We start from the raw sequence: 20,211 nt of genomic DNA, 5'->3' as shown, positions 1-20,211 counted from the left end.
CCCGACCGGCTGGCCGGCGTCCGGTTCGCCACCGTCCGGCTGGCCCGTGTCCAGTTCGCCCGCGTCCGGCCGGCCCGCGCCCGGTTCGCCCTCTGCCGACTGGCCCGCGTCCGGTTCACCCGGGCCCGGTTCCACTGGTTCCGTGCGGGAGGGCGCCGTGCTCTGGCGGAACGGGCGGCCGCTCGACCCGCGTGCCCTCGCCAAGGCCGTGCTGCACGACGGCGACAAGGTCGCCCTCGACGCGCGGCTGGCCCGGGCGACGATCGTCGAGGAGCCCGCCGGGATCGCCGAGATCCGGGTGGTCGGCGGCCCCGCCGCCGGCGCGGTGCACCGGCTCGGTCTGGGCGCCCACGTCATCGGCGCCGACCCTCTGTGCGCCATCGCGGTGGCCGATCCCGCCCTCGCCCCCGAGGCGGTGATCGTCCGCGTGACCCCCGACTCCATCACCGTGGAGCGCGCCCTGCGCATGGCTCCCGAACAGGCGCGGATCAAGCTCAAGGGCCGCTGGGCCGACGAGGTCGCCGAGCTCTCCGCCCGGGTGGCGGAGCGGGAGGCCGCCGCGTTCGCCGCCGAGGCCCGCAGGCCGCCGCCCGAGCTGGGCTCCCGGCCGCTGGGCGAGGCCGTCGAATGGCCGGAGGACACGCTGCTCGCCTGCGGCTCGTCGCTGTTCACGCTGACGGCTGTCGAGCCACGCGACGCCCACCTGACCCCCCGGCTGGAGGGCGGCGTCGCCTACAACCGGCCGCCGCGGCTGCGCCGCCCTGACGGCAGGCGCACGTTCAAGAAGCCCAAGGAGCCCGTCCGCGCCGAGGGGATGCGGCTGCAGCTGCTCGCCGCGTTCCTGCCCGCCGTCATCGGCGTGACGCTCGCGTACGTGCTGAACCAGTGGTACTTCCTGCTGTTCGCGCTGATGACGCCGGTCATCATGATCGGCCAGTGGTGGAGCGACCGCCGCCACGGCAAGAAACAGCATCGCAAGGCGATGAAGGAATACCGCGCCCTGCTGGCCGCCTACGACGAGGAGGTGGAGGCCGCCAGGGCCGAGGACGAGCGGCGGCGCCGGTCCGACTCGCCCGACCCGGCCCAGGTGCTGCTGACCGCCATCGGCCCGCGCAGGCGGCTGTGGGAGCGCAGGATCCACGACGACGACGCGCTCCGGCTGCGGATCGGGCTCGCCGACCTGCCCGCCAACCTGGAGCTGAGCGAGGAGCAGGGCGGCTCGATCGATCCGCCCGTGTCCCGGGCGGTGCCGGTCTGCCTGCCGATGCGCAGGCTCGGCGTCGCGGGCGTCACCGGCCCCCGCGACGACGCCACCGGCCTGGCCGGGTGGCTGGTCGGCCAGGCGGCGACCCTCCACAGCCCGCGTGACCTGACCATCGTGATCCTCTCCGCGCATCCCGACGGCGAGCGCCGCTGGGGCTGGGCCCGCTGGCTGCCCCACTGCGCCCCGCGCGGCGGCGAGGAGTGCGTCGCGCTGATCGGCGCCGATCCGGAGTCGGCCGCCCGGCGGGTCGGCGAGCTGGCCGCGCTCATCGATGAGCGCCAGAACACCGCGATCCCCGAGCTCGGCAAGATCCCGACAGGTTGGGACGACCTCGGCGGGCCGGAGCCTCCGGCTTTCGCCGCGTTCGACACGCGTCCGTACGACGTGCTGCTCGTCGTCGACGGGGCCCAGGCCCTGCGGGGACTGCCGGGGATGCCGCAGGTGCTGCGGCAGGGGCCGCGGGCCGGCGTCTACACGATCGCCGTGGACGACGACCAGCGGTTGCTGCCGGAGGAGTGCGCCACGGTCGCGGCGTGCGGCCCCGACGGCCAGGTGGTGCTGCGCGGCGCCGGTCTCGACGTCATCGGCGCCGTCCTGACCGACCAGGTGTCGCCGTCCTGGTGCGACCGGCTGGCCAGGGCGCTCGCCCCGATCCGGGACGTCAGCAGGCAGGACACCGACGGCGACCTGCCCGACGCCGTACGCCTGCTCGACCTGCTGGGCCTGCGCACCGCCACGGGCGCGGAGCTGGCCGCCAGGTGGCACGACCGGGGCTCCACCGAAGCGGTGATCGGCATGGACTCCGACGGCCCGTTCGCGGTCGACCTGCGGGTCGACGGCCCGCACGCGCTGATCGCCGGCACCACCGGCGCGGGCAAGTCGGAGCTGCTGCAGACGCTCATCTGCGCGCTGGCCGTCGCCAACCGGCCCGATCAGCTCACGTTCGTGCTGATCGACTACAAGGGCGGCGCCGCCTTCAAGGAGTGCACCCGCCTGCCCCACACGGTCGGCATGGTGAGCGACCTCGACGGCCACCTGACGCAGCGCGCCCTCGACTCGCTGGCCGCCGAGATCCGCCGCCGCGAGCGCCTGCTGCTCGCGGCGGGCGCCAAGGACCTCGACGACTACGCGGGCCCGGTGGCGCTGCCCCGGCTGGTGCTCATCATCGACGAGTTCGCGGCGCTGGTGGCGGAGCTGCCCGACTTCGTCGCGGGCCTGGTCGACATCGCCCGGCGCGGCCGTTCCCTGGGCATCCACCTGATCCTCGCCACCCAGCGGCCGGCGGGCGTGGTGACGGCCGACATCCAGGCCAACACGTCGCTGCGGATCGCGCTGCGGGTCACCGAGCCGGCCGAGTCGGCCGACGTCATCGACACCCCGGACGCCGCGCACATCTCCAAGTCCACCCCCGGACGCTGCTACGTGCGATCGGGCGCGGGCCGCCCGACGGCGGTGCAGACCGCCAGGGTGGGCGGCCGCGCGCCTCTGCCCCTCCACCGGCCCTCGCCCCACGTCCCGCCCCTCACCGACCCCTCCCAGAGCCCTTCCCATGGCCACCGTCCCGGACTCACCGGCCCCGCAGGGGAACCCGCGCGAGGCGACCATCCGGGTCTGACCGGGCCGCCTTGGGAGCCCGCGCGTCCGCGGGCGAACGTGCGCGTGGTCGAGGTGGGGTGGGCGGGTCTCGGCAGGCCGCTGCCCGCCCCGCCGCAGAGCGCCGACGAGTCCTCGGTCACCGACCTGTCGATCCTCGCCGACGCCCTCATCGAGGCCGCCCGCGTCGCGGGCGTCCCTGCGCAACCCCGCCCCTGGCTGGAGCCGCTGCCCGGTCACGCGGTCCTCGGGCTCCCCGGCCTCGCGGCGTCCGGGGCCGAGCGGTCGTCGATCACCGTGGTCGAACCCGACGTCCCGGGTTCGGGGGCGGCCGACGAGTCCGGCGAGACGATCGCGCTGCCGTTCGGGCTCACCGACCGGCCGTGGGCGCAGGACCGCCGGGCTCTCGCGCTCGACCTGCCCCACGGCGGTCATCTGCTCATCGCCGGCTCGGCGCGCAGCGGCCGGTCCACCGTCCTGCGCACCATCGCCGGCTCGATCGCCGCCCACACCCTTCCGTCGGACGTGCACCTGCACGCCGTCGACTGCGGCTCCGGCGCCCTGCTGCCGTTGATCGCGATGCCGCACTGCGGCGCCGTCGTCACCCGTGACCAGCTCGATCGGGTCGAACGCCTGCTGGCCCGGCTCCGTGACGAGATCGCCCGCCGTCAGCAACTCCTGGCCGAGGCCGGACACTCGTCCCTCGCCGAGTACCGCCAAGCCGGTCACCGCCTCCCCTGGCTGGTGTTCATGCTCGACCGCTGGGAGGGGTTCGTCGCCGCGTTCGAGGGCTACGACTACGGCCGCCTGCTGGAGTCCCTGCTCCAGCTGATGCGCGAGGGTCCGGCGGTCGGCTTCCGGGCGGTGGTGACCAGCGACCGCTCGGGGCTGCTCGGCCAGGTGTCGACAGTGTTCGACGACCGCCTGCTGCTGCGTCTCACCGATCCGTCCGACTACGGCCTCGCGGGCTTTCCGGTCAAGGGGCTGCCCGCGTCCATGCCGCCGGGCCGCGCGCTGTCCATGGGCGAGCACGGCATCGTCGAGCATCAGATCGCCCTGCTCAGCCCCGACCCGTCGGGGCCGGCGCAGGTGGCCGCGCTCCAGGCCCTCTCCCGCGCCCGCTACGCCTCCGGCGAGGCGACGGGCCTGGGCGGGGAAGGCGTGGGCGGGCGTCGGAGGGTGGGGGCGGGAGAGCCGTTGAGCCGGGTCTGGCTGTGGGAGGGCGAGCCGCCGTTGCGGGTGGACGCCCTGCCCATGCGCATCACCGCCGCCCAGGCGCTGGATCTCGATCCGGCGTTCACGCCGCCGTCGCCGCTCTGGGCGCTCGTCGGGGCGGGCGGTGACGCCCTCTCACCGCTCGGGCTCGACCTGCTGGGGTACGGTCCCGGCGCGGTGATCGCGGGCCCGTCGCGCTCCGGCCGATCGTCCGCCCTGCTCACGGCGGCCCGGTCGCTGATCGCACGCGGCACCCCGGTGATCGCCGTGACGCCGCGGCGCAGCCCGCTGCGGGATCTGGACGGGGCGCTGGCGGTGCTCGACGGCGACGCGCCCGGCCTCGCCGAGTTGGTCGCCGACCTGAGCCGGTTCGTGGTGCTGGTGGACGACGCGGAGCTGGTCAATCCCGACTCCCCCATGGGCACGGCGCTGGAGGAGGTGCTCAGGTCGGGGAGGGACGGCGACCACGGGCTGCTCATCGCCGGTACGACCGGTGACCTGGCCGTCGCCTACCGCGGGTTCGCCGCCGAGACCCGCAAGTCCCGTACCGGGTTGCTGCTGTCGGTGCAGAGTCAGGCGGACGGCGATCTGTTCACCATCCGGTTGCCCCGCGGCACGGTCGGCGGGCCGCCCGGACGGGGGTTCCTGGTGACGGCCGGAACGGTGACACCCGTCCAGGCCGCTCTCCCCGGCGATCCCTGACACCCGCCGGGGGATGGACGGGCGCCGCCTGCCGCGCCGGTCAGGCCGGGCCGGGCCGTCCGGGTCCAACCCGGGCGAGGTCGAGTCAGATCGGCGCCGGTCGGTCAGGTCAGCCGATCCTGCTGTTCACCGAGCCGGTGTCGTCGCCCCACAGGTCGTCGTCCTCGTGCAGCCAGGTCGTGGACTCGCGCTCCTGGTTCTCACCGCCGCCGCCGGCGCCGCCCATGCCGCCCATCGGCATGAAGGGCATGCCGGTGCCGGTGCCGGCGCGGGTGCTGAGGGTGGTGGTCTGGGGCAGGCCGGAGACGCCGCGACCGCCGCCGCCGTACGCGCCGGGGGTGAGCCCCGTCGACGCCCTGGGGCTGTTGCCGGTCGTCGCGTTGTAGCCGGCGGTCGTGGGGCCGTAGCCGGTCGTGGGCGTGGAGCCGGTCGTGGGAAGGGTGCCGGTCGTGGTGGACAGCGGGTTCGTCGTACTCGGGGGCGTTTGGCCGGTGGTGGTCGGTTTGTAGTCGGCCAGGTGGGTGTTGGGGTCGGGGATGTCCGTCGCCGGGTTCCGGTTGAGGCCCTCGCCGTCGATCGGCGGTGTGGTGCCCGTGCCGGGGGTGGTGCCGACGGGCGGGTTGGGCCCGTTCGGGTTCGTGTCGATCGGGTTGATGAGGCCGGGATCGTTCAGGCCGGGCGTGTCCGGGTTGTACGGGACGACGGTCGGGTTCGACGGGTAGCTGGGACCGCCGTACGGGCCGTTTCCCGGAGAGGTCCCCGTCGGCTGGCCGCCTGGCGGGTAGGTGATCCGTGGCGGTGCTTCCACGTTGGGCTTCGGGGCTGTGAGGTCGCGCAGGCTGGTGTCCACCTTCTCCGGCATGGCGTTGTAGACGTGGGCCAGATCGTTGCCGAAGGTCCGAAGGTGAAGGCCGGCGAGTTCGTCCGGGGAGCCGAAGTCGGTCTTGGCCTCGTTCAGGACCTTGCCGTCGCCGCTGTAGTAGCCCGCGTAGGCGCTGTAGATGTCGGGGATGCTGTCGTCCCAGGTGGCTCCGGTTGCTCCCCTGTTCGTCCAGGTGTTCAGGATGCCCTTGCTATGGTCCTCCATGAACGCCTGGTGCTCGCGGACCGTACTTGCGAGGCTGTCGAGCGGCGTGTGCATCGCCTTCAGCTTGGCGGCCAGTTCTCCCATCGTCTGGTAGAGCTGGTACAGCCCTCGCTGGGCCTCGACCGAGGCCTTGCCCTCCCACACCTCGGCGAGCTTGTACGCCTGCGTCTTGATCTCTTCTCTGGCCTTCTCGACCGCCGCGTGGGCGTTCTTGTAGGCGTCGGCCGCGCCGGTGATGCTGCCGACGTTGAAGCCCTTGATGAAGTTGACGACCTCTTCGACGTTGCGGCCGCCGGTTCGGGCGTCCCATCCACCGCCGACTTTGAGCTGGTGGGTTTCCCTCCTGGTCTCGCCCATGCCGGTCAGCCCCCTTGGTTGGCCACGTCCGTGGCTTGGTAGGTGCCGGCTCCCGCCTCCACGAGGGCGATGGCGATGTCGAAGTTCTCCAGGACGTCCCCGTAGGCGTTGAGGAACTCCTGGTGGGCCTTGGCCAGAGTGGCTTGGAAGGTCTCGCCGGCCTGGAAGTCACGGATGCTCGCCAAGTGGTCGCGTACGTCCTTGAGCGAGCCGTAGGTCTGCAGATCGTGGATCGAGCCCTGGTTCTCGCCGTAGCCGCTCCCGTTGATCGGCTTCATCGCGTCGCGCAGTTCCCTGGCGATGTTCGCGATCTTCTTGGCGTCGTACCCGACGCCGTCCCGCTCGGCCTGCAACCCGGGCCAGGCCGCGGGTTTTTCCGGTGCTGCCACAAGACCTCCCCCAGTCCGGCCACTTGATCAAGCACCTTACTCGAACCGTTCCTTTCTCGTACAGAAGACGCAGTGTCAACTTGCGTAACATGTGGCGCTATGCAGACCCAGAAGGATCTCTATCAGGCGCATCGCCTCATGACCCAGCGGCTGGGTCTGGCACTGCTGCAAGGGGAGCCGGATCTCCCCGAGTCGCCGATGCGCCGCCAGAACGTCGCGACGTTCGCCGGGATCCTGGTGGGAGTTCTGATCATCGCCGCGTTCGGCATCTGGGGGCTGCTCAACCCGGGGAACGCCACCAAGCTGACCGACGCCGGGCAGTTGCTGATCGAGGAGGAGACCGGCGCCTCCTACGTCTACAACCAGCAGACCGGCAAGCTGCAGCCGGTGGCCAACTACGTGTCCGCCCGCCTGCTCCTGGACGACCAGGACATCAAGGTCAGAACGGTGTCCGCCGAGTCGCTGGCCGGCTTCGCCCGCGGGCAGAAGGTGGGCATCCAGGGCGCTCCCGACTCGCTGCCCGCCCGGGAGCGGCTGGTGAAAGGCCCCTGGTCGGCGTGCGTGGTGGAGGGCAAGGACGCCGCGGGGGTGCGCAAGCCGTACGTGACGCTGGTGGCGGGGACCGAACTGGGCGGGACCCCCGTGGGCGACGACGCCCTGGTCGTCAACGACGGGCGGCAGGACTGGGTGCTCTGGGCCAACCACCGCATGCGGGCGCCCAACGTGAGCCGGCTCACCGACCAGACGCCGCGCCGGGTCCCGGCGTCGTGGATCAACGCCATCCCGGCGGGCGTCGACTTCGTCCCGCCCGCGATCGGCCAGCGGGGCAAGTCGGTCCGCGGGCCGGACGGGCGGGCGTCCCGGGTGGGGCGGGTGTACAAGGTGGAGTCCGTGGCGGGCGCGAGTGAGCGGTGGTACGTGCTGCTCGCCGACGGGCTCGCGCCGATCGACCAGACGCAGGCGCGGCTCATCCTGCTGGACCCCGTGAGCAAGCGGGCCTACGGCAGGCTGCCCGTCCGCGAGACCGTGATCGACGCGGCGACCGCCAACGCGGCCAGGGCGGCCAGGCAGCGCCTGCTCGACAGCGGACTCCCGGCCACGATGCCGCAGTTCCGCACCCCGGGCATGTCGGCGCCGCTCTGCGCGGTCTATCAGGACACCGCGAAGGGCTCGGCCAAGGCCGTGCTGACCACGGGCAGCCGGATCGGCATCCCGACCCCGGGGACGAGCGCCGGCGTGGACAAGGTCGACCAGGTGCTGCTGCCGCCGGGCAGCGCGGTGCTGGCCGGGACCCTGCCGGGCGACGGGCAGTTGTCGGCGGTGAACCAGTACTCGCTCATCACCGACCAGGGCAAGCGGTTCCGGCTGATCTCGGGGGATCTGGTGGGCAAACTCGGGTACGACGCCGCGGACGTCGCACCGGTGCCCGCCCACCTGCTGCGGCTGATCCCGGACGGGCCCCTCCTTGACCCGGCGGCGGCGCGGGTCCCGGTCCAGGACGTGCAGTCCGTCACACCGGGGCAGACCAGTCAGTGATCGCCCCGGCTGTCAGAGCGGAAGACCTCCGCCCGGCCGGGTGAGCGACTCGTCCATCTTGGGCAGGAGGGTGCCGACGTTGTCGTCATAGGTCATGCCGTCGTTCATGAACGGCTTCGAACCGCCGCTCTGCATCAGGGACATCTCGGTGGGGATGGCCTTGAGTGTGGGGAAGACCTTGCCGGCGCTCTCGGTCTGCATCTTGACCATGCCCAGCAGCCCGGCGAGGCTGGCGACAGCGATGCCGTGCTTCTTGAGCATGGACTTCACGGTGTTGGTCACGGGTGTGCCGACGGCGGCGTCCGTCGCTTCCGCGGCCACGGCCGTGGCCGGATTGCTCCTCGCGACCATCTTCCAGATCCCGTACGCCATCATGCCGACGGCGATGGCCGAGCACACGAAGGCCCCGACCTTGTAGAAGCCGGCCGTCGAGTCGACGGCTTCGCCAGTGGCGTTCCTGCTCTCGTTGAGGTTCTTGAGCGACTCCTTGAAGCTGGTGTGGACCTTGTCGAAGGCCTCGAACGCCTCGCCCTCCCAGGTCCCCTTGTCCTTGAGCGTGGTCTTCAGAGTCTCGATCTCCCCGTCCAGTTGGACGAGGTCGTTCACCTTCCATTCCTTGGCCGACTCCATCATCCCTTCGGGATCGGAGATCATGGTGCCGAGCGCGGCGGCGACATAGAACGCCCACGGGCGCATGATCATGGGGGCTGCGAGCGTGGCCATGATGGCCGCGCCCATGTACGTCTCCTTGTAGATGCTCACAGGTCCTCCTGACCGATCACCTGAGGCGCGAGGTCCTCGTCGTCTCCCCAGACGCCCTCGTCCTCGGACAGCCCGACGGTCTGGTCACGGTCGCGCTCCTCTTTGCCGCCCGCGCCCGCGCCTCCCATGGGCATCATCGGCATGCCGGGAGCGCCCGCGAGGCGCGCCCCCGCCGCGCCGGGAGTGAGCCCGTTCGCGCCGATCCCACCGGGGCTCAGCCCGGAGACGCCGGGGGCGATCCCGGTGGTGCCGGGAGTGAGTCCGGTGCCCGGGCTCATGCCGAGGGAGTTCGGGTTGAGGCGGTTGGCGAGGTTCGGGTCGATGGACGGCACCTGCGGGGTGGCAGGCGGCTGATAAGACGACAGGTCGGTCTTGTTCGGATTGTTCAGCGCCGAGTCAAGATCGGGAACCCGCATGTCCGCCGGATCCTTGCCGGCCAGGTTCGGATCCGGCAGTCCGTTGTTGGGCAGATTCGCGTTCGGCTGACCTGTGGAGGGGTCGGTGCCGGGCCCGCCGGGCACGTCCGTTCCCGGCGGGGTGCCCGGGAGGTCCGTGCCGGGCGGGTTACCGCCATTGGGTACATCCACCTGCGGCAGCGGGGGGGTCTGCGGCACTTCCATGTCCGCCAGCTTGGGAGCCTGGTTCTTGGGCAGGTCCGCTGCGGGCATCGTGGGAAGCTGGGGCATCTGGCTCGACCCCAGTGGCAGGTTCGGGTTGGTGCTGTCGTCGGCCTTGCGGTAGTTGTCGTCGGCCGCGTGGAGTGCCGGTTTCCAGCTCGCCAACGCCTCCCTGGCCCGCTGCAGCGCTTGAGCCTGCGACTCGATCGCCGACTCATGCGCGCTGTGCACACCCCAGCCGAGCACCCCGAAGTGGGGCCAGGGCACCCTCAGATCCCCGCTCTTCTGGTGAAGGCCGTTGAGAGAGGCCACCTGGCCGTCGATCGTGTTGCCGGCCGACTTGAGTTCGCCCTTGGTGAAGGAGATGCCGGACGACGGCTTGCCGCCGAGGCCGCCGAGGTTGGGGAAAGGGTCCGACCCGGGAGTGCCCATCAGTTCATCCGATCACGGGATCCGTTGTGTCATGGCTGGACGTCCAGGAGTTGGGGTCCTCGGACAGGAACGTGGTCCGTTCGATGCCGCCGCTCTCTCCGGCGCCGCCGCCGCCACCGCCCATGAACGGCATCATCGGCAGACCGCCCGCTGCCCCGCCGAGACCGCGTGCGCCGATGCCGCTCGCCGGCGTGGTGCCGAGGACTCCGGGTGCGCCGATCACCGAGCCGGGGGGGGTGCCCATGGGAGTGAGGGTGCCGGGCGGGTTCACCGCGGTGGTGGGGGTGAACGGCGACGGCGAGAACGTCGTGGTGGGCGTGAACGGGGTGGTCGTGGTGGGCGTGAACGGAGTGGTCATGGTCGGCGCGGTGGTCGCCAGGTCCGTCAGGCGCGGGTCCGTCGTCCGCGAGCTGTCCGTGGTGGTCGTCTCGTCGGCGCCGATGACCGGCGGCACGGTGCCGTCGGGGTTCCTGGACGGATCCTGCGACGAGCCGTCCGGGTTGGCCGGGTCCGACATGCCGGGGCCCGATCCGGGGGTGGAACCGTCCGGGTTGGAGCCGCCCGGTGTCGAGCCGTCCGGGTTCGAACCATCCGGGTTCGAACCATCCGGGTTGGAGCCGTCCGGGTTGGAACCATCCGGGTTGGAGCTGTCCGGGTTGGAGCCATCCGGATTGGAGCCCGGGCCTATGGGGACGCCGGCGTCGGTGAGGCCGTTGCCGAAGGTCGGGCCCTGGGTTCCGGACCCCGTGGGGTAGGTCACGTTCTGGGTTTCGGCGGTGCTGCCGGGGAGGGTGACCTTCGGCAGGTCGAAGACGAGCTCGTCCGGGATCTTGGAGTCGTAGACCTTGACGATCGCCTGGTTGAGCTCGTGCAGCGTCCTGCGGGCGTGCGCGTCCTGCATTCTCTCGTAGACGTTGTCGGCCGTGTCGGCAGGGATCTTCGCCTGGTCGACCTTGGTCTGGGCCTCCTGGAGATCGCCGGCGTACGTCGCCAGGGCGCCGCCCATCTCGGTCAGCTTCTCCGACAGGTACTGGCCGGAGCTGTGCAGCATCTCCAGCGCGTGCCGTGCCTTGCTGGCGTCCGGCCCCTTCCAGATGTCGAGGATCCGGCCGGCGTGTTCCTCCAGGGCGCTGACGGCTGCCTTGATCTTGGTGGCGGCGTCCCGGTACGTCTGGCCGGTGCCGTCGATGAGGAAGGGGTTCGTGTTCTCGAGAAGCCCCTTGACCTGCGCCCTCTTCGTGCTCGCCGGTGGCGCCTGGCCGGACGGACGGTCACCGGACTTGATCTGGACGACCTCGGTCATCAGGATCCACCCTCATTCGCCCGGCGTGCCCGGTCGTGGTTGTCCGCGCTGGTTTCGACGGCCTCGACCACGCTCTCGTATGCCTCGATGAACTTCTGGTACACCTCGGCGAACTTCGCGCCGGCGTTGCTCGAACCGATGGTCGAGGCCAGGGAGCGGGCGTCGTCCCACTGGCCGATGTCGGCCACGGAGAGTCCGTTGCCCGTCGAGATCTGGTCGATGTTCCCGTTGGGGCGCCCGCCCTTACCGAGCATGGCGTCGAGGCTGGTGCGCAGTTCCGTGGCGATCGTCCGCAGGGCGGCCGGCGAGTTGTACCGCTCGTCGAACAGGCCGGGGTCCGGCCGCAGGTGCGTGCCGCCGCCGCCGTCGTTACCGTTTTGTGCCATTACTCACCTTTATGACAGCAGAACTCTCGGCCACCGCTTCTGGGCGATGACCGAGAGGAGTACGAACCGGACTAGTCCGACCAGATGCTGATGTTGCGCTTCTCGGCGCTCTCGTAGTTGCCCTTGGCGATGTTGACCGCCTGGGCGGCTTCGAAGAGCTGCCTGCCCATTTCCTTCTCGCGCTCGTTCCACTGGGCGCGCTTGGTGTCGAAGAACTGCTCGGCCTGGCCTTCCCAGCTGGCGCCGAGCTCGCGCTTGATGTCCTGGTAGAGGGTGTCGGTCGCTTTGTCGAGATCGGTGATGATCTTCTGAAGCTGGAGGTAGGCGTCCTCCATCGAGGCGAACCGAACATAGGTGTAGTCGTCAGGCATGCCCATGGCGTTGTCCGTCCTGCTCAGCGCGTGTTGATGAGGGAGTCGATACGGCCGCCCTGACCGCCGCCGGTGAAGTTGCCGGCGATGTCCATGTTCTGCTCGGCGGCGTTGCGGTAGACGCCGGCACCCATGTTGAGCCTGTCGTAGATGTCCTCAAGGATCTTGATGACCTGCTTGAACTCGCCGTCCCACGCGGTCAGCGCCTGAGCGAACCGCTGCGCGGCGCCGCCCTTCCAGCCCTGCGTGGTGAGATCACCCTTGATCTGCTCGACCCGCTGCCGCATGACTTCGATCTGCTGCGCGGTCTTCTCGCAGTGCCCTGCCGCGGTCTGAAGTTGTGCGGGACTCGCCCCGTACAGTGCCACTGGACCTCCAAGTCGAGATGGCCTGGTCTGTCACGGGGATGCTCAGTCAGGAAGGAACCTGACTATCCCCGCGATCAACATCAAATGGCATGTTAATCAACATCAACCCCAACATTCCCAGAAACGCCAGATCACGGATCGGCCGCGCTGTGGCGACTTTTCGGTGAACGTCCAGGTGAGAGGCTCGGGCACGCCAGGAAGGGCGCGTCAGAGGTCCAACCGGCGGCGGATGCGGTCGAGTTCGCCCATGACGTCGGTGAACGCCCGGTCGTGGACCGCCTCCACTTCCTTGAGCTGGGCGGACAGCGCCTCGGGATCACCCATCTTCATGGGGTTGTCCTCCTCCCCGAACACCTCCCCGGCCAGTTCGGCGAAGTTCCGCTGGAAGTCTGCCGTGGCCTCGGCCAGCACGGTCTTGATCAGGTCGGCGAGCTCGCCCGAGCCCATCCGCATGGCCTTGGGATGAAGCGTGAGATCGCGCACACCGGACGTGTCGTACACCACCGAGACGAAGCCGTCCTCGTCCTCGGCCTTGCCCACGCAGTCGCCGACGCTCCGCTGGAACCGCTCCAGCCCGGCGAGCTGCTGATCCATGCCCTTGATCAGCTTTTCGACGTCGATGTTGGCGAAGTCGCCGAACCCCTGCATCACTCAACCTCCCGTACGGATCAGCCGGACAGACCGCGCACCCACGTGTAGACGTCCAGGACGCCCAGCGCGAGCGGAAAGAGCTGGACGATCAGCGCCATGTCGAGGATGTCGGCCGCGCGCCCCCAGAACGGCGACGGCTTCCCCGTGGCCAGCCAGAGCCCGATGCCCACGCTCATCAGCGCCAGCCACAGGATCCCGATGGCCACGGAGACCGAGCCGACGATCCCGCCCTGGCCCACCATCGACATCGCCAGCATGGCCAGTCCTGACAGGCCCACGCCGATCAGCCACAGGCGCTGGCCCAGCCCGAGGAACACCCGGGCCCGCATGATGAGCGTGAGCGACAGGGACACCGTCATGACGTCCGCCACCCAGCCGTCGTGGAGCACCAGCAGCACCAGGGTGACCAGCGCCGAGAGCGCGATCATGACGATCAGGCCGGTGACGTAGCCCTGGGCCGCCTTCGTGCGCTCCTGGATGGCCTCGGCGTCCAGCCGCTGGTTGTCACTGCGGAGCTCCTCGGCGGTGGTCGGCAGGGCCGGCAGCGGCACCTTGGCCATCCGGAACGACAAGGTGGGCACCAGCGGGCTGAGCGCCAGCAGCAGGGCCATGGCCATCCCCGCCACTCCCGCCGGCGGCGGCGACCACACCATGATGATCGCCGAGCAGATCCCGCCCACGGTGGCGACCCCGGCGATGCCGAGGAACCCGGGCACGCCGTCGGAGATCAGCGCACCGGCCACGGCGGCCGCCATGGCCGTGCAGGCCAGCGCCGCGAGAAGGTGCGGGGAACCCAGGCCCAGAGAGTTCCCGGGGGCGAACAGGCCCGCCACGAACGCGTACGGCAGGCACGCGTACCCGATCAGGGCGCCGGCCATGGAGTCGCCGACCGCCCGGGACAGCAGGGTGGCCGTGACGATCAGCAGCAGCGCCAGCACCCCGGCCACGATGGTGACGGTCAGCGCGGGCATGCCGGACAGCGCCAGGCCGGTGGCGCCCAGCACGAGCAGTCCCAGCGCGCCGCCGGCGCCGACGATCCTGGTGTGCGCGGGCGTCCAGGTGCCTCTGCCGCGCACCCCGGAGGCCACCACGTCGGCCACGTCGTCGTACAGGGCGGGCGGCAGGGTGGCCGTACGCGGCCGGAGGTAGAGGATCTCCCCGTCGAGCACCCCCAGCGATCCGAGGCTCTGCCCGAGGTCGAGCGGCGCGCCGCCGAGCCGTTGCAGCGTCCAGCCGGGCGCCGCGGCGGCCTCGCCGTTCACCTCGCCCAGGGCGCGCAGCAGGCTGGGCATCACGTTCGGCAGCGGAATGTCGGCGGGCAGCGAGAGATCCGCCTTGCGGCGGGGGCCCACGATCGTCAGGTGGCACTGGGCCGGCAGGGGCACCGGCACCTGCGCCAGGGCGCCCTGCTGGATCGGTCCCCGCGGCGGCCCGGGGGGGCCGGGGAACCCGGCCGGCCCGTGGAATCCCTGGGGTGGACCGTAATGCGGGGGCTGGCCGACCGGAACTCCGGGGATCGGGGTCGGCGATCCGGGCGGAGGTCCCTGAACAATTTGTCCCATTTCCAACTCTCCGTCCCCACCAATGGTCACGGACAACAGAGAACATATCGGGTCGCATCTGGTAAGAACGTCACGATGAGCATCGTCGTCGTGCGCCGCCCCGAGAGGCGCCCAGGTCCCCAGCCTCCGCGCGGGGAGGTGTTACTCGAATCACCTCCCGAAATCCCGGAGGTGCAGCCGCAGGGCTTCGCCATGGTCCTGACGTACCTGCCCATGCTGGCGGGCGCGGCCGCGATGGCCCTGATGTTCACCGCGTTCGGCAACGCCAACCCGATCATGTACGTGGCCAGCGGCCTGTTCGCGCTGTCCATGCTCGGCATGACGGCGGGCCAGATCGCCCGCCAGATCGGCGAACGCAAGTACCGGCTCAACGGCGCCCGCCGCGATTACTTCCGCTACCTGGGCCAGGTGCGCAAACGGACCCGGCGCGCGGCCAAGCAGCAGCGCGCGGCCCTGGAATGGAGCGGCCCCGAGCCCGAAGCCCTCTGGTGGATCGCCCTCGGCCCCCGGCTGTGGGAACGGCGCTCACGCGACGAGGACTTCGCCACCGTACGGCTCGGCACCGGCGTCCAGAAGCTCGCCATCCAGCTCATCCCGCCGGACTCCAAGCCGGTCGAGGACCTGGACGCGCTGGCGGCCGGCGCGCTGCGCAGGTTCATCAGGGCGCACTCGACGGTGGCCGGGCTGCCGGTCGCCGTGGCGCTCGGCTCGTTCGCCAGGATCCGGGTCACCGGCGACCCCACCACCGCGCGCGACCTGATCCGATCCATGATCGCGCAGCTCACCGTGTTCCACTCGCCCGACGACATGCGGATCATGGTGTGCGCCGGGCCGGAGACGATGCCGCACTGGGAGTGGGTCAAGTGGCTGCCGCACGCGCTGCACCCGGAGGAGGCCGACGCGGCCGGTCAGGTGCGGCTGATGACCGAGAACCTGGCCGAACTGGACCGGCTGGTCGGCGGCGAGCTCAAGGAGCGCGCCCGCTTCCGGCCCGGGGCCGCCGCGGAGGCGCTGCCGTACCACGTGCTCATCGTGGACGGCGGGCACGTGCCGCAGGACTCGCAGCTCGGCAGCGACGCCATCCAGGGCGTGACGGTCATCGACCTGTCCCGCGGCACCTCGGAGGTTGAGGAGAAGAGCACGCTGCGGCTGGACGTCCAGCCCGACGGGTTCCACATGGTCAAGATCGACCACACCGGCAAGGAGCACCGCACCCGGCTCGGCGATGCCGACCGGCTCGACTACCTGCGGGCCGAGGGCCTGGCCCGGCAGCTCGCGCCGCTGCGCGCCTCGGCGTCGGCCGTGGGCGAGGCCGAGGACGTGCTGTCGGCCAACACCACGCTCACCGACCTGCTCGGCATCGGCGACCCCACCATGCTCGACCCGTCGCTCGCCTGGCGGCCCCGGGCCGGCCGCAACAGACTGCGCGTGCCCATCGGGCTCGGTGCCGACGGCCGCGTCGTCGAGCTGGACATCAAGGAGTCCGCGCAGGGCGGCATGGGGCCGCACGGGCTGGTGATCGGCGCGACCGGCTCCGGCAAGTCCGAGCTGCTGCGCACGCTGGTGCTGGGCCTGGCGGTCACGCACTCGTCCGAGATCCTGAACTTCGTCCTGGTCGACTTCAAGGGCGGCGCGACCTTCTTGGGACTGGACTCGCTCTCGCACGTCTCGGCCGTCATCACCAACCTGGAGGACGAGCTCCCGCTGGTCGACCGCATGTACGACGCGCTGCACGGTGAGATGGTGCGCCGCCAGGAGCTGCTCCGCTCGGCCGGCAACTACGCCTCGCTGCGCGACTACGAGCGGGCCAGGGAGCAGGGCGCGGAGCTGACGCCCCTGCCGACGCTGTTCGTGGTGCTGGACGAGTTCAGCGAGCTGCTGTCGGCCAAGCCGGAGTTCATCGAGCTGTTCGTCATGATCGGCCGTCTGGGCCGCTCGCTCGGCGTGCACCTGCTGCTGGCCTCGCAGCGCCTGGAGGAAGGACGGCTGCGCGGCCTGGACACCCACCTGTCGTACCGGATCGGCCTGCGGACGTTCTCCGCCATGGAGAGCCGGGTCGTGCTGGGCGTGGCCGACGCCTACGAGCTGCCCTCCGCGCCGGGCAACGGCTACCTCAAGTTCGACACCACCGGCATGACCCGATTCAAGGCCGCGTACGTGTCCGGCTCCTACCAGCCGGACAACCGCCACGCGGGCGACGACGAGGGCCACACCATCCTTCGGCAGATCGTCGAGTACGGCTCGGCGTACGTGCCGCTCCCCGTCATGCCGAAGAAGCCCAAGGAGGCGCCGGCGGCCGAGGTGGACGAACGCTCCTCGCAGAACAGCCTGCTCGACATCCTGGTGCGGCGCCTGCAGGGGCACGGCCCGGCGGCGCACCGCATCTGGCTGCCCCCGCTCGGCGAGCCGCCCACGCTGGGGCACCTGCTGCCGCAGCTCTCGGTGACGCCGGAGCTGGGCCTGTCCACACCCGGCTGGAGCGGCAGGGGAACGCTGCACGCCGTCATCGGCATCATCGACAAGCCCTTCGAGCAGCGGCGTGACCCGTACTGGCTGGACCTGTCCGGGGCGGCCGGGCACGTCGGCGTGGCCGGCGGCCCGCAGAGCGGCAAGAGCACCGTGCTGCGCACGCTCGTCTCCAGTCTGGCGCTCATCCACACGCCGCGCGAGGTGCAGTTCTACTGCCTGGACTTCGGCGGCGGCGGCCTGGCCACGCTGGAAGGACTGCCGCACGTGGGCGGCGTGGCCACCAGGCTCGACGCCGAGCGGGTGCGCCGGACGGTGGCCGAAGTGTCGGGCATCCTGCACCAGCGCGAGCGGAGCTTCGCCGAGAACGGCGTCGACTCCATCGCCACCTACCGCCGGATGGTCGCGGACGGCAGCCTCCAGGGCGACGGCTTCGGCGACGTGTTCCTGGTCGTGGACGGATGGCTGACGATCCGGCAGGAGTTCGAGAGCCTGGAGGCGGTGATCACCGACCTGGCGGCGCGCGGCCTGGGGTACGGCATCCACGTGGTGGCCGCGACCAACAAGTGGTCGGAGTTCCGGCCCAGCATCCGTGACCTGTTCGGCACCAGGATCGAGTTCAAGCTGGGCGACGCGTACGAGTCGGAGATCAGCAGGAAGGCGTCGCTCGCCGTGCCGGACGGCGTGCCGGGACGCGGCCTGACCAGGGACGGCATGCACTTCCTCGCGGCGCTGCCACGCATCGACGGGCAGCGGACCGCGAGTGACGCCTCCGACGGCATGCGCTCGCTCGTCGAGGCCGTGCGGCAGTCCTGGCAGGGGCCCTCGGCGGCGCCGGTGCGGCTGCTGCCCGCGCTGCTGCCCGCGGCCGGCCTGCCGGGCCCGGAGCAGACGGGACCGAGCCGGATCGCGATCGGCATCGACGAGAACTCGCTGTCCCCTGTCGCGCTCGACTTCGAGACCGACCCCCACTTCGTCGTGTTCGGCGACAACGAGTGCGGAAAGTCCAACGTGCTCAAGCTGATCATGGAGGGCCTGGTCGCGCGGAAGACGCCGAACGAGGCCATGATGATCGTGATCGACTACCGGCGGTCGCTGCTGGACACGGCGGTGACCGACCACCGCATCGGCTACGCCGCCTCCAGCACCGCCGCCACGGAGCTGATCCAGGACGCCCGCGCGGCGCTGCTCAAGCGGCTGCCACCGGCCGACCTCACCCCGGAGCAGCTGCGCTCGCGGAGCTGGTGGCAGGGCGCGGACCTGTACATCGTGGTCGACGACTACGACCTCGTGGCGACCACCTCCAACCCGCTGCAGCCGCTGGCCGAGCTCCTGCCGCAGGCCCGCGACATCGGCCTGCACCTGGTGCTGGCCCGGCAGAGCGGCGGCGCCAGCCGCGCCATGTTCGACCAGGCCGTGCAGCGCATGAAGGAGATGGCCAGCCCGGCGCTGATCATGTCCGGCAACCGGGACGAAGGCCCGCTCTTCGGCAACGTCCGGCCACAGGCGCTGCCCGTCGGACGCGGCTTCTACGTGGACCGCAGAAACGGCTCGCGGTTGATCCAGACCGCCTACCTTGGGCAGGAGACCCGGTGACCTTGATCGACGTGCACGTGCAGGCGCTCGAGGAATGCGGACGGCAGGCACTGCGGGTCAGGAACATGCTCGACCTCGACGACGCGTTCGTCGACGCGGGCCGGAAACCGCCGCAGGGCGACACCGACTCCGGCATCTTCGGCGAGCTGGAGAACGCGAAGAAACTCTCCCGCAAGGTCGACGAGGTCTGGGAGGCGGTACGGGACGAACTCGGCGCGGCCCGCAACCGCCTGGGGAACGTCGAACGCTCCCTCGGCGATGTCGCCGCCAACTTCCGCGAAGCCGAGAGGCCCTGAACATGGGCGTCGTGTCGGAACTGGCCGCGCTGAGGAAGAAGGTCACCGGCGACCTCCAGGCGATCAGCGACCTGGCCAACGGGCTGCGGACGGTCGGCGATCACGTCACCGCCTCCACCGACCGGCTGAACTCGGGCGTGACCGAGGTCGGCAAGGCGTGGCAGGGCGAGTCCGCCACCGCCTTCGTCACCTACATGAGGGCCTACCCGGGGGCGAGCGGCAAGCTGCGGGGCGCGCTCTTCTCCTGCGCCACGGCTCTGGACACCGCCGCCGGCGAACTGCGGACGGCCCAGGGCACCGTCGAGGGACTGTACGAGATGGCGACGTTCGCCCGCCGCGAGTTCCTCAAGGCCAACCCCGACGCCACCCAGGCCCAGGCCGACGAGCACGTGCGGGTCAAGCTCGGCGGCGATCCGGTCGGCAGGGCCACCACGGCCGCGAACAAGGCGGACAAGGCGTTGTCCACCGCCGCGACCGCGCTCGACGAGCAACTCGGCGAGGACGGCTTCGGCTTCTTCCAGAACATCCGCCAGCCCGGCGGGGCGGACTTCACTCCCGGTGACAAGAAGCCCGACTGGAGCAAGGTCGCCGGGTTCCGCCCCACCTTGGACGACGCCCCCGCCACGCAGCCGGGCGGCCAGACCCCCGCCTCGCCCGGCGGCCAGACCCCCGGCGCGGGCGGCGAGACGCCCGGCGGGGCGTCCCCGACCGGCTCCGGCGCCCCGGGCAACGGCGCAGGCCCGCCGTCCTCGTACGGCGACGTCCCGGCGCCGAAACAACAGGTCGTCGACTGGATCAAGGAGGCGCTGTCCGTCATCAAGTCGCCGGAGATGGCGGCGGTGCTGGCAGAGCGCGGACTGGACGTCAGCGACCTGGACCCGAACGACCCGAAGGACATCGAGCGCATCTGGGCGATCATCCACCACGAGTCCAGCGGCAACCCGAACGCCATCAACACCTGGGACCAGAACGCGCGCGACGGCGTGCCGTCCCAGGGGCTGATGCAGACCATCCCGCCCACGTTCGACAAGCACCACCTGCCCGGCTACGACAAGATCCGGGAGCCTGTGGACAACATCATCGCCGGGGTGCTCTACACCTACAGCCGCTACGGCAGCCTGGCCGAGCACCCCGGCATCGCCTCGCTGGAGAGCGGAGGCGGCTACAAGCCCTACTGACGTGGCCCGGCGGGGCCCCCCCCCCCCCCCGCGGCGCCCGGGGGGGGGGGGGGGGGCCAACGCCGATCAGACCGCTAGGC

The 20,211-nt window shown here is 71.1% G+C and carries 15 protein-coding genes; 5 read left to right on the top strand and 10 right to left on the bottom strand.

Annotation, left to right across the window (positions count from 1 at the left end; translation table 11 throughout):
* The first annotated feature begins 142 nt into the window (after positions 1–142).
* On the top strand, positions 143–4,774 hold the full coding sequence (locus OUY22_RS27500) for an FtsK/SpoIIIE domain-containing protein (protein ID WP_270158076.1): 4,632 nt from the start codon (positions 143–145) through the stop codon (positions 4,772–4,774).
* A gap of 109 nt (positions 4,775–4,883) precedes the next feature.
* Here the strand turns inward: OUY22_RS27500 and OUY22_RS27495 are convergent, their stop codons facing one another.
* Both OUY22_RS27495 and OUY22_RS27490 read right to left on the bottom strand, forming a co-directional pair.
* On the bottom strand, positions 4,884–6,218 hold the full coding sequence (locus tag OUY22_RS27495; protein ID WP_270158075.1) for a WXG100 family type VII secretion target: 1,335 nt from the start codon (positions 6,216–6,218) through the stop codon (positions 4,884–4,886).
* A gap of 5 nt (positions 6,219–6,223) precedes the next feature.
* Entirely contained in the window at positions 6,224–6,607 is a 384-nt protein-coding gene (locus OUY22_RS27490; protein ID WP_270158074.1) for a hypothetical protein, read from the bottom strand.
* Positions 6,608–6,706: 99 nt separating this feature from the next.
* Between OUY22_RS27490 and eccB the strand changes: the two genes are divergently transcribed.
* Positions 6,707–8,143 carry a type VII secretion protein EccB gene (gene eccB, locus OUY22_RS27485; RefSeq protein WP_270158073.1) on the top strand — a complete coding sequence of 479 codons (1,437 nt, stop codon included), beginning with the start codon at positions 6,707–6,709 and terminating at the stop codon, positions 8,141–8,143.
* A 12-nt stretch (positions 8,144–8,155) separates the two neighbouring features.
* Here eccB and OUY22_RS27480 read toward each other — a convergent pair whose 3' ends face one another.
* The 8 genes from OUY22_RS27480 to eccD all read right to left on the bottom strand — a co-directional run bounded on the left by OUY22_RS27480 (position 8,156) and on the right by eccD (position 14,424).
* A complete protein-coding gene (locus OUY22_RS27480; protein WP_270158072.1) occupies positions 8,156–8,905 on the bottom strand; it encodes a WXG100 family type VII secretion target in 750 nt (249 codons plus the stop codon).
* On the bottom strand, positions 8,902–9,954 hold the full coding sequence (locus OUY22_RS27475) for a hypothetical protein (RefSeq protein WP_270158071.1): 1,053 nt from the start codon (positions 9,952–9,954) through the stop codon (positions 8,902–8,904). The genes OUY22_RS27480 and OUY22_RS27475 overlap by 4 nt, the downstream gene beginning before the upstream one ends.
* Positions 9,955–9,958: 4 nt before the next feature.
* Positions 9,959–11,257, bottom strand: a complete 1,299-nt coding sequence (locus OUY22_RS27470) for a hypothetical protein (RefSeq protein WP_270158070.1) — start codon at positions 11,255–11,257, stop codon at positions 9,959–9,961.
* A complete protein-coding gene (locus tag OUY22_RS27465) occupies positions 11,257–11,643 on the bottom strand; it encodes a hypothetical protein (protein ID WP_270158069.1) in 387 nt (128 codons plus the stop codon). The genes OUY22_RS27470 and OUY22_RS27465 overlap by 1 nt, the downstream gene beginning before the upstream one ends.
* A gap of 71 nt (positions 11,644–11,714) precedes the next feature.
* Entirely contained in the window at positions 11,715–12,020 is a 306-nt protein-coding gene (locus OUY22_RS27460) for a WXG100 family type VII secretion target (RefSeq protein WP_270158068.1), read from the bottom strand.
* A 17-nt stretch (positions 12,021–12,037) separates the two neighbouring features.
* A complete protein-coding gene (locus tag OUY22_RS27455) occupies positions 12,038–12,382 on the bottom strand; it encodes a WXG100 family type VII secretion target (protein ID WP_270158067.1) in 345 nt (114 codons plus the stop codon).
* 207 nt (positions 12,383–12,589) lie between these two features.
* Complete coding sequence (locus OUY22_RS27450) at positions 12,590–13,030, bottom strand: YbaB/EbfC family DNA-binding protein (protein ID WP_270158077.1); 441 nt, start codon at positions 13,028–13,030, stop codon at positions 12,590–12,592.
* Between the two features lie 20 nt (positions 13,031–13,050).
* Positions 13,051–14,424, bottom strand: coding sequence for a type VII secretion integral membrane protein EccD (gene eccD, locus OUY22_RS27445; protein ID WP_270158066.1), 1,374 nt, complete (start codon positions 14,422–14,424; stop codon positions 13,051–13,053).
* Between the two features lie 246 nt (positions 14,425–14,670).
* Here eccD and eccCa point away from each other — a divergent pair, with 246 nt between their 5' ends.
* From eccCa to OUY22_RS27430, 3 genes are read left to right on the top strand one after another with little or no spacing between them, the layout of a single operon-like run.
* Positions 14,671–18,657, top strand: a complete 3,987-nt coding sequence (gene eccCa, locus OUY22_RS27440) for a type VII secretion protein EccCa (RefSeq protein ID WP_270158065.1) — start codon at positions 14,671–14,673, stop codon at positions 18,655–18,657.
* Positions 18,654–18,953 (top strand): hypothetical protein, encoded by a 300-nt coding sequence (locus OUY22_RS27435; protein ID WP_270158064.1) that lies wholly within the window; start codon positions 18,654–18,656, stop codon positions 18,951–18,953. The genes eccCa and OUY22_RS27435 overlap by 4 nt, the downstream gene beginning before the upstream one ends.
* An 11-nt stretch (positions 18,954–18,964) precedes the next feature.
* Positions 18,965–20,131, top strand: a complete 1,167-nt coding sequence (locus OUY22_RS27430; RefSeq protein WP_270158063.1) for a transglycosylase SLT domain-containing protein — start codon at positions 18,965–18,967, stop codon at positions 20,129–20,131.
* The last annotated feature ends 80 nt before the right edge of the window (positions 20,132–20,211 follow it).

The sequence above is a fragment of the Nonomuraea corallina genome, from assembly GCF_027620315.1.
Lineage (GTDB): Bacteria > Actinomycetota > Actinomycetes > Streptosporangiales > Streptosporangiaceae > Nonomuraea > Nonomuraea corallina.
Note: the sequence above shows the minus strand (reverse complement) of the source record. Positions and strands in the feature narration are given on the sequence as shown.

Coding starts and splice junctions, on each gene's coding strand:
- OUY22_RS27495 (WP_270158075.1), bottom strand. CDS start 6,218: ATGGGCGAGACCAGGAGGGAAACCCACCAGCTCAAAGTCGGCGGTGGA.
- eccB (WP_270158073.1), top strand. CDS start 6,707: ATGCAGACCCAGAAGGATCTCTATCAGGCGCATCGCCTCATGACCCAG.
- OUY22_RS27475 (WP_270158071.1), bottom strand. CDS start 9,954: ATGGGCACTCCCGGGTCGGACCCTTTCCCCAACCTCGGCGGCCTCGGC.
- OUY22_RS27470 (WP_270158070.1), bottom strand. CDS start 11,257: ATGACCGAGGTCGTCCAGATCAAGTCCGGTGACCGTCCGTCCGGCCAG.
- OUY22_RS27465 (WP_270158069.1), bottom strand. CDS start 11,643: ATGGCACAAAACGGTAACGACGGCGGCGGCGGCACGCACCTGCGGCCG.
- OUY22_RS27460 (WP_270158068.1), bottom strand. CDS start 12,020: ATGGGCATGCCTGACGACTACACCTATGTTCGGTTCGCCTCGATGGAG.
- OUY22_RS27450 (WP_270158077.1), bottom strand. CDS start 13,030: ATGCAGGGGTTCGGCGACTTCGCCAACATCGACGTCGAAAAGCTGATC.
- eccCa (WP_270158065.1), top strand. CDS start 14,671: ATGAGCATCGTCGTCGTGCGCCGCCCCGAGAGGCGCCCAGGTCCCCAG.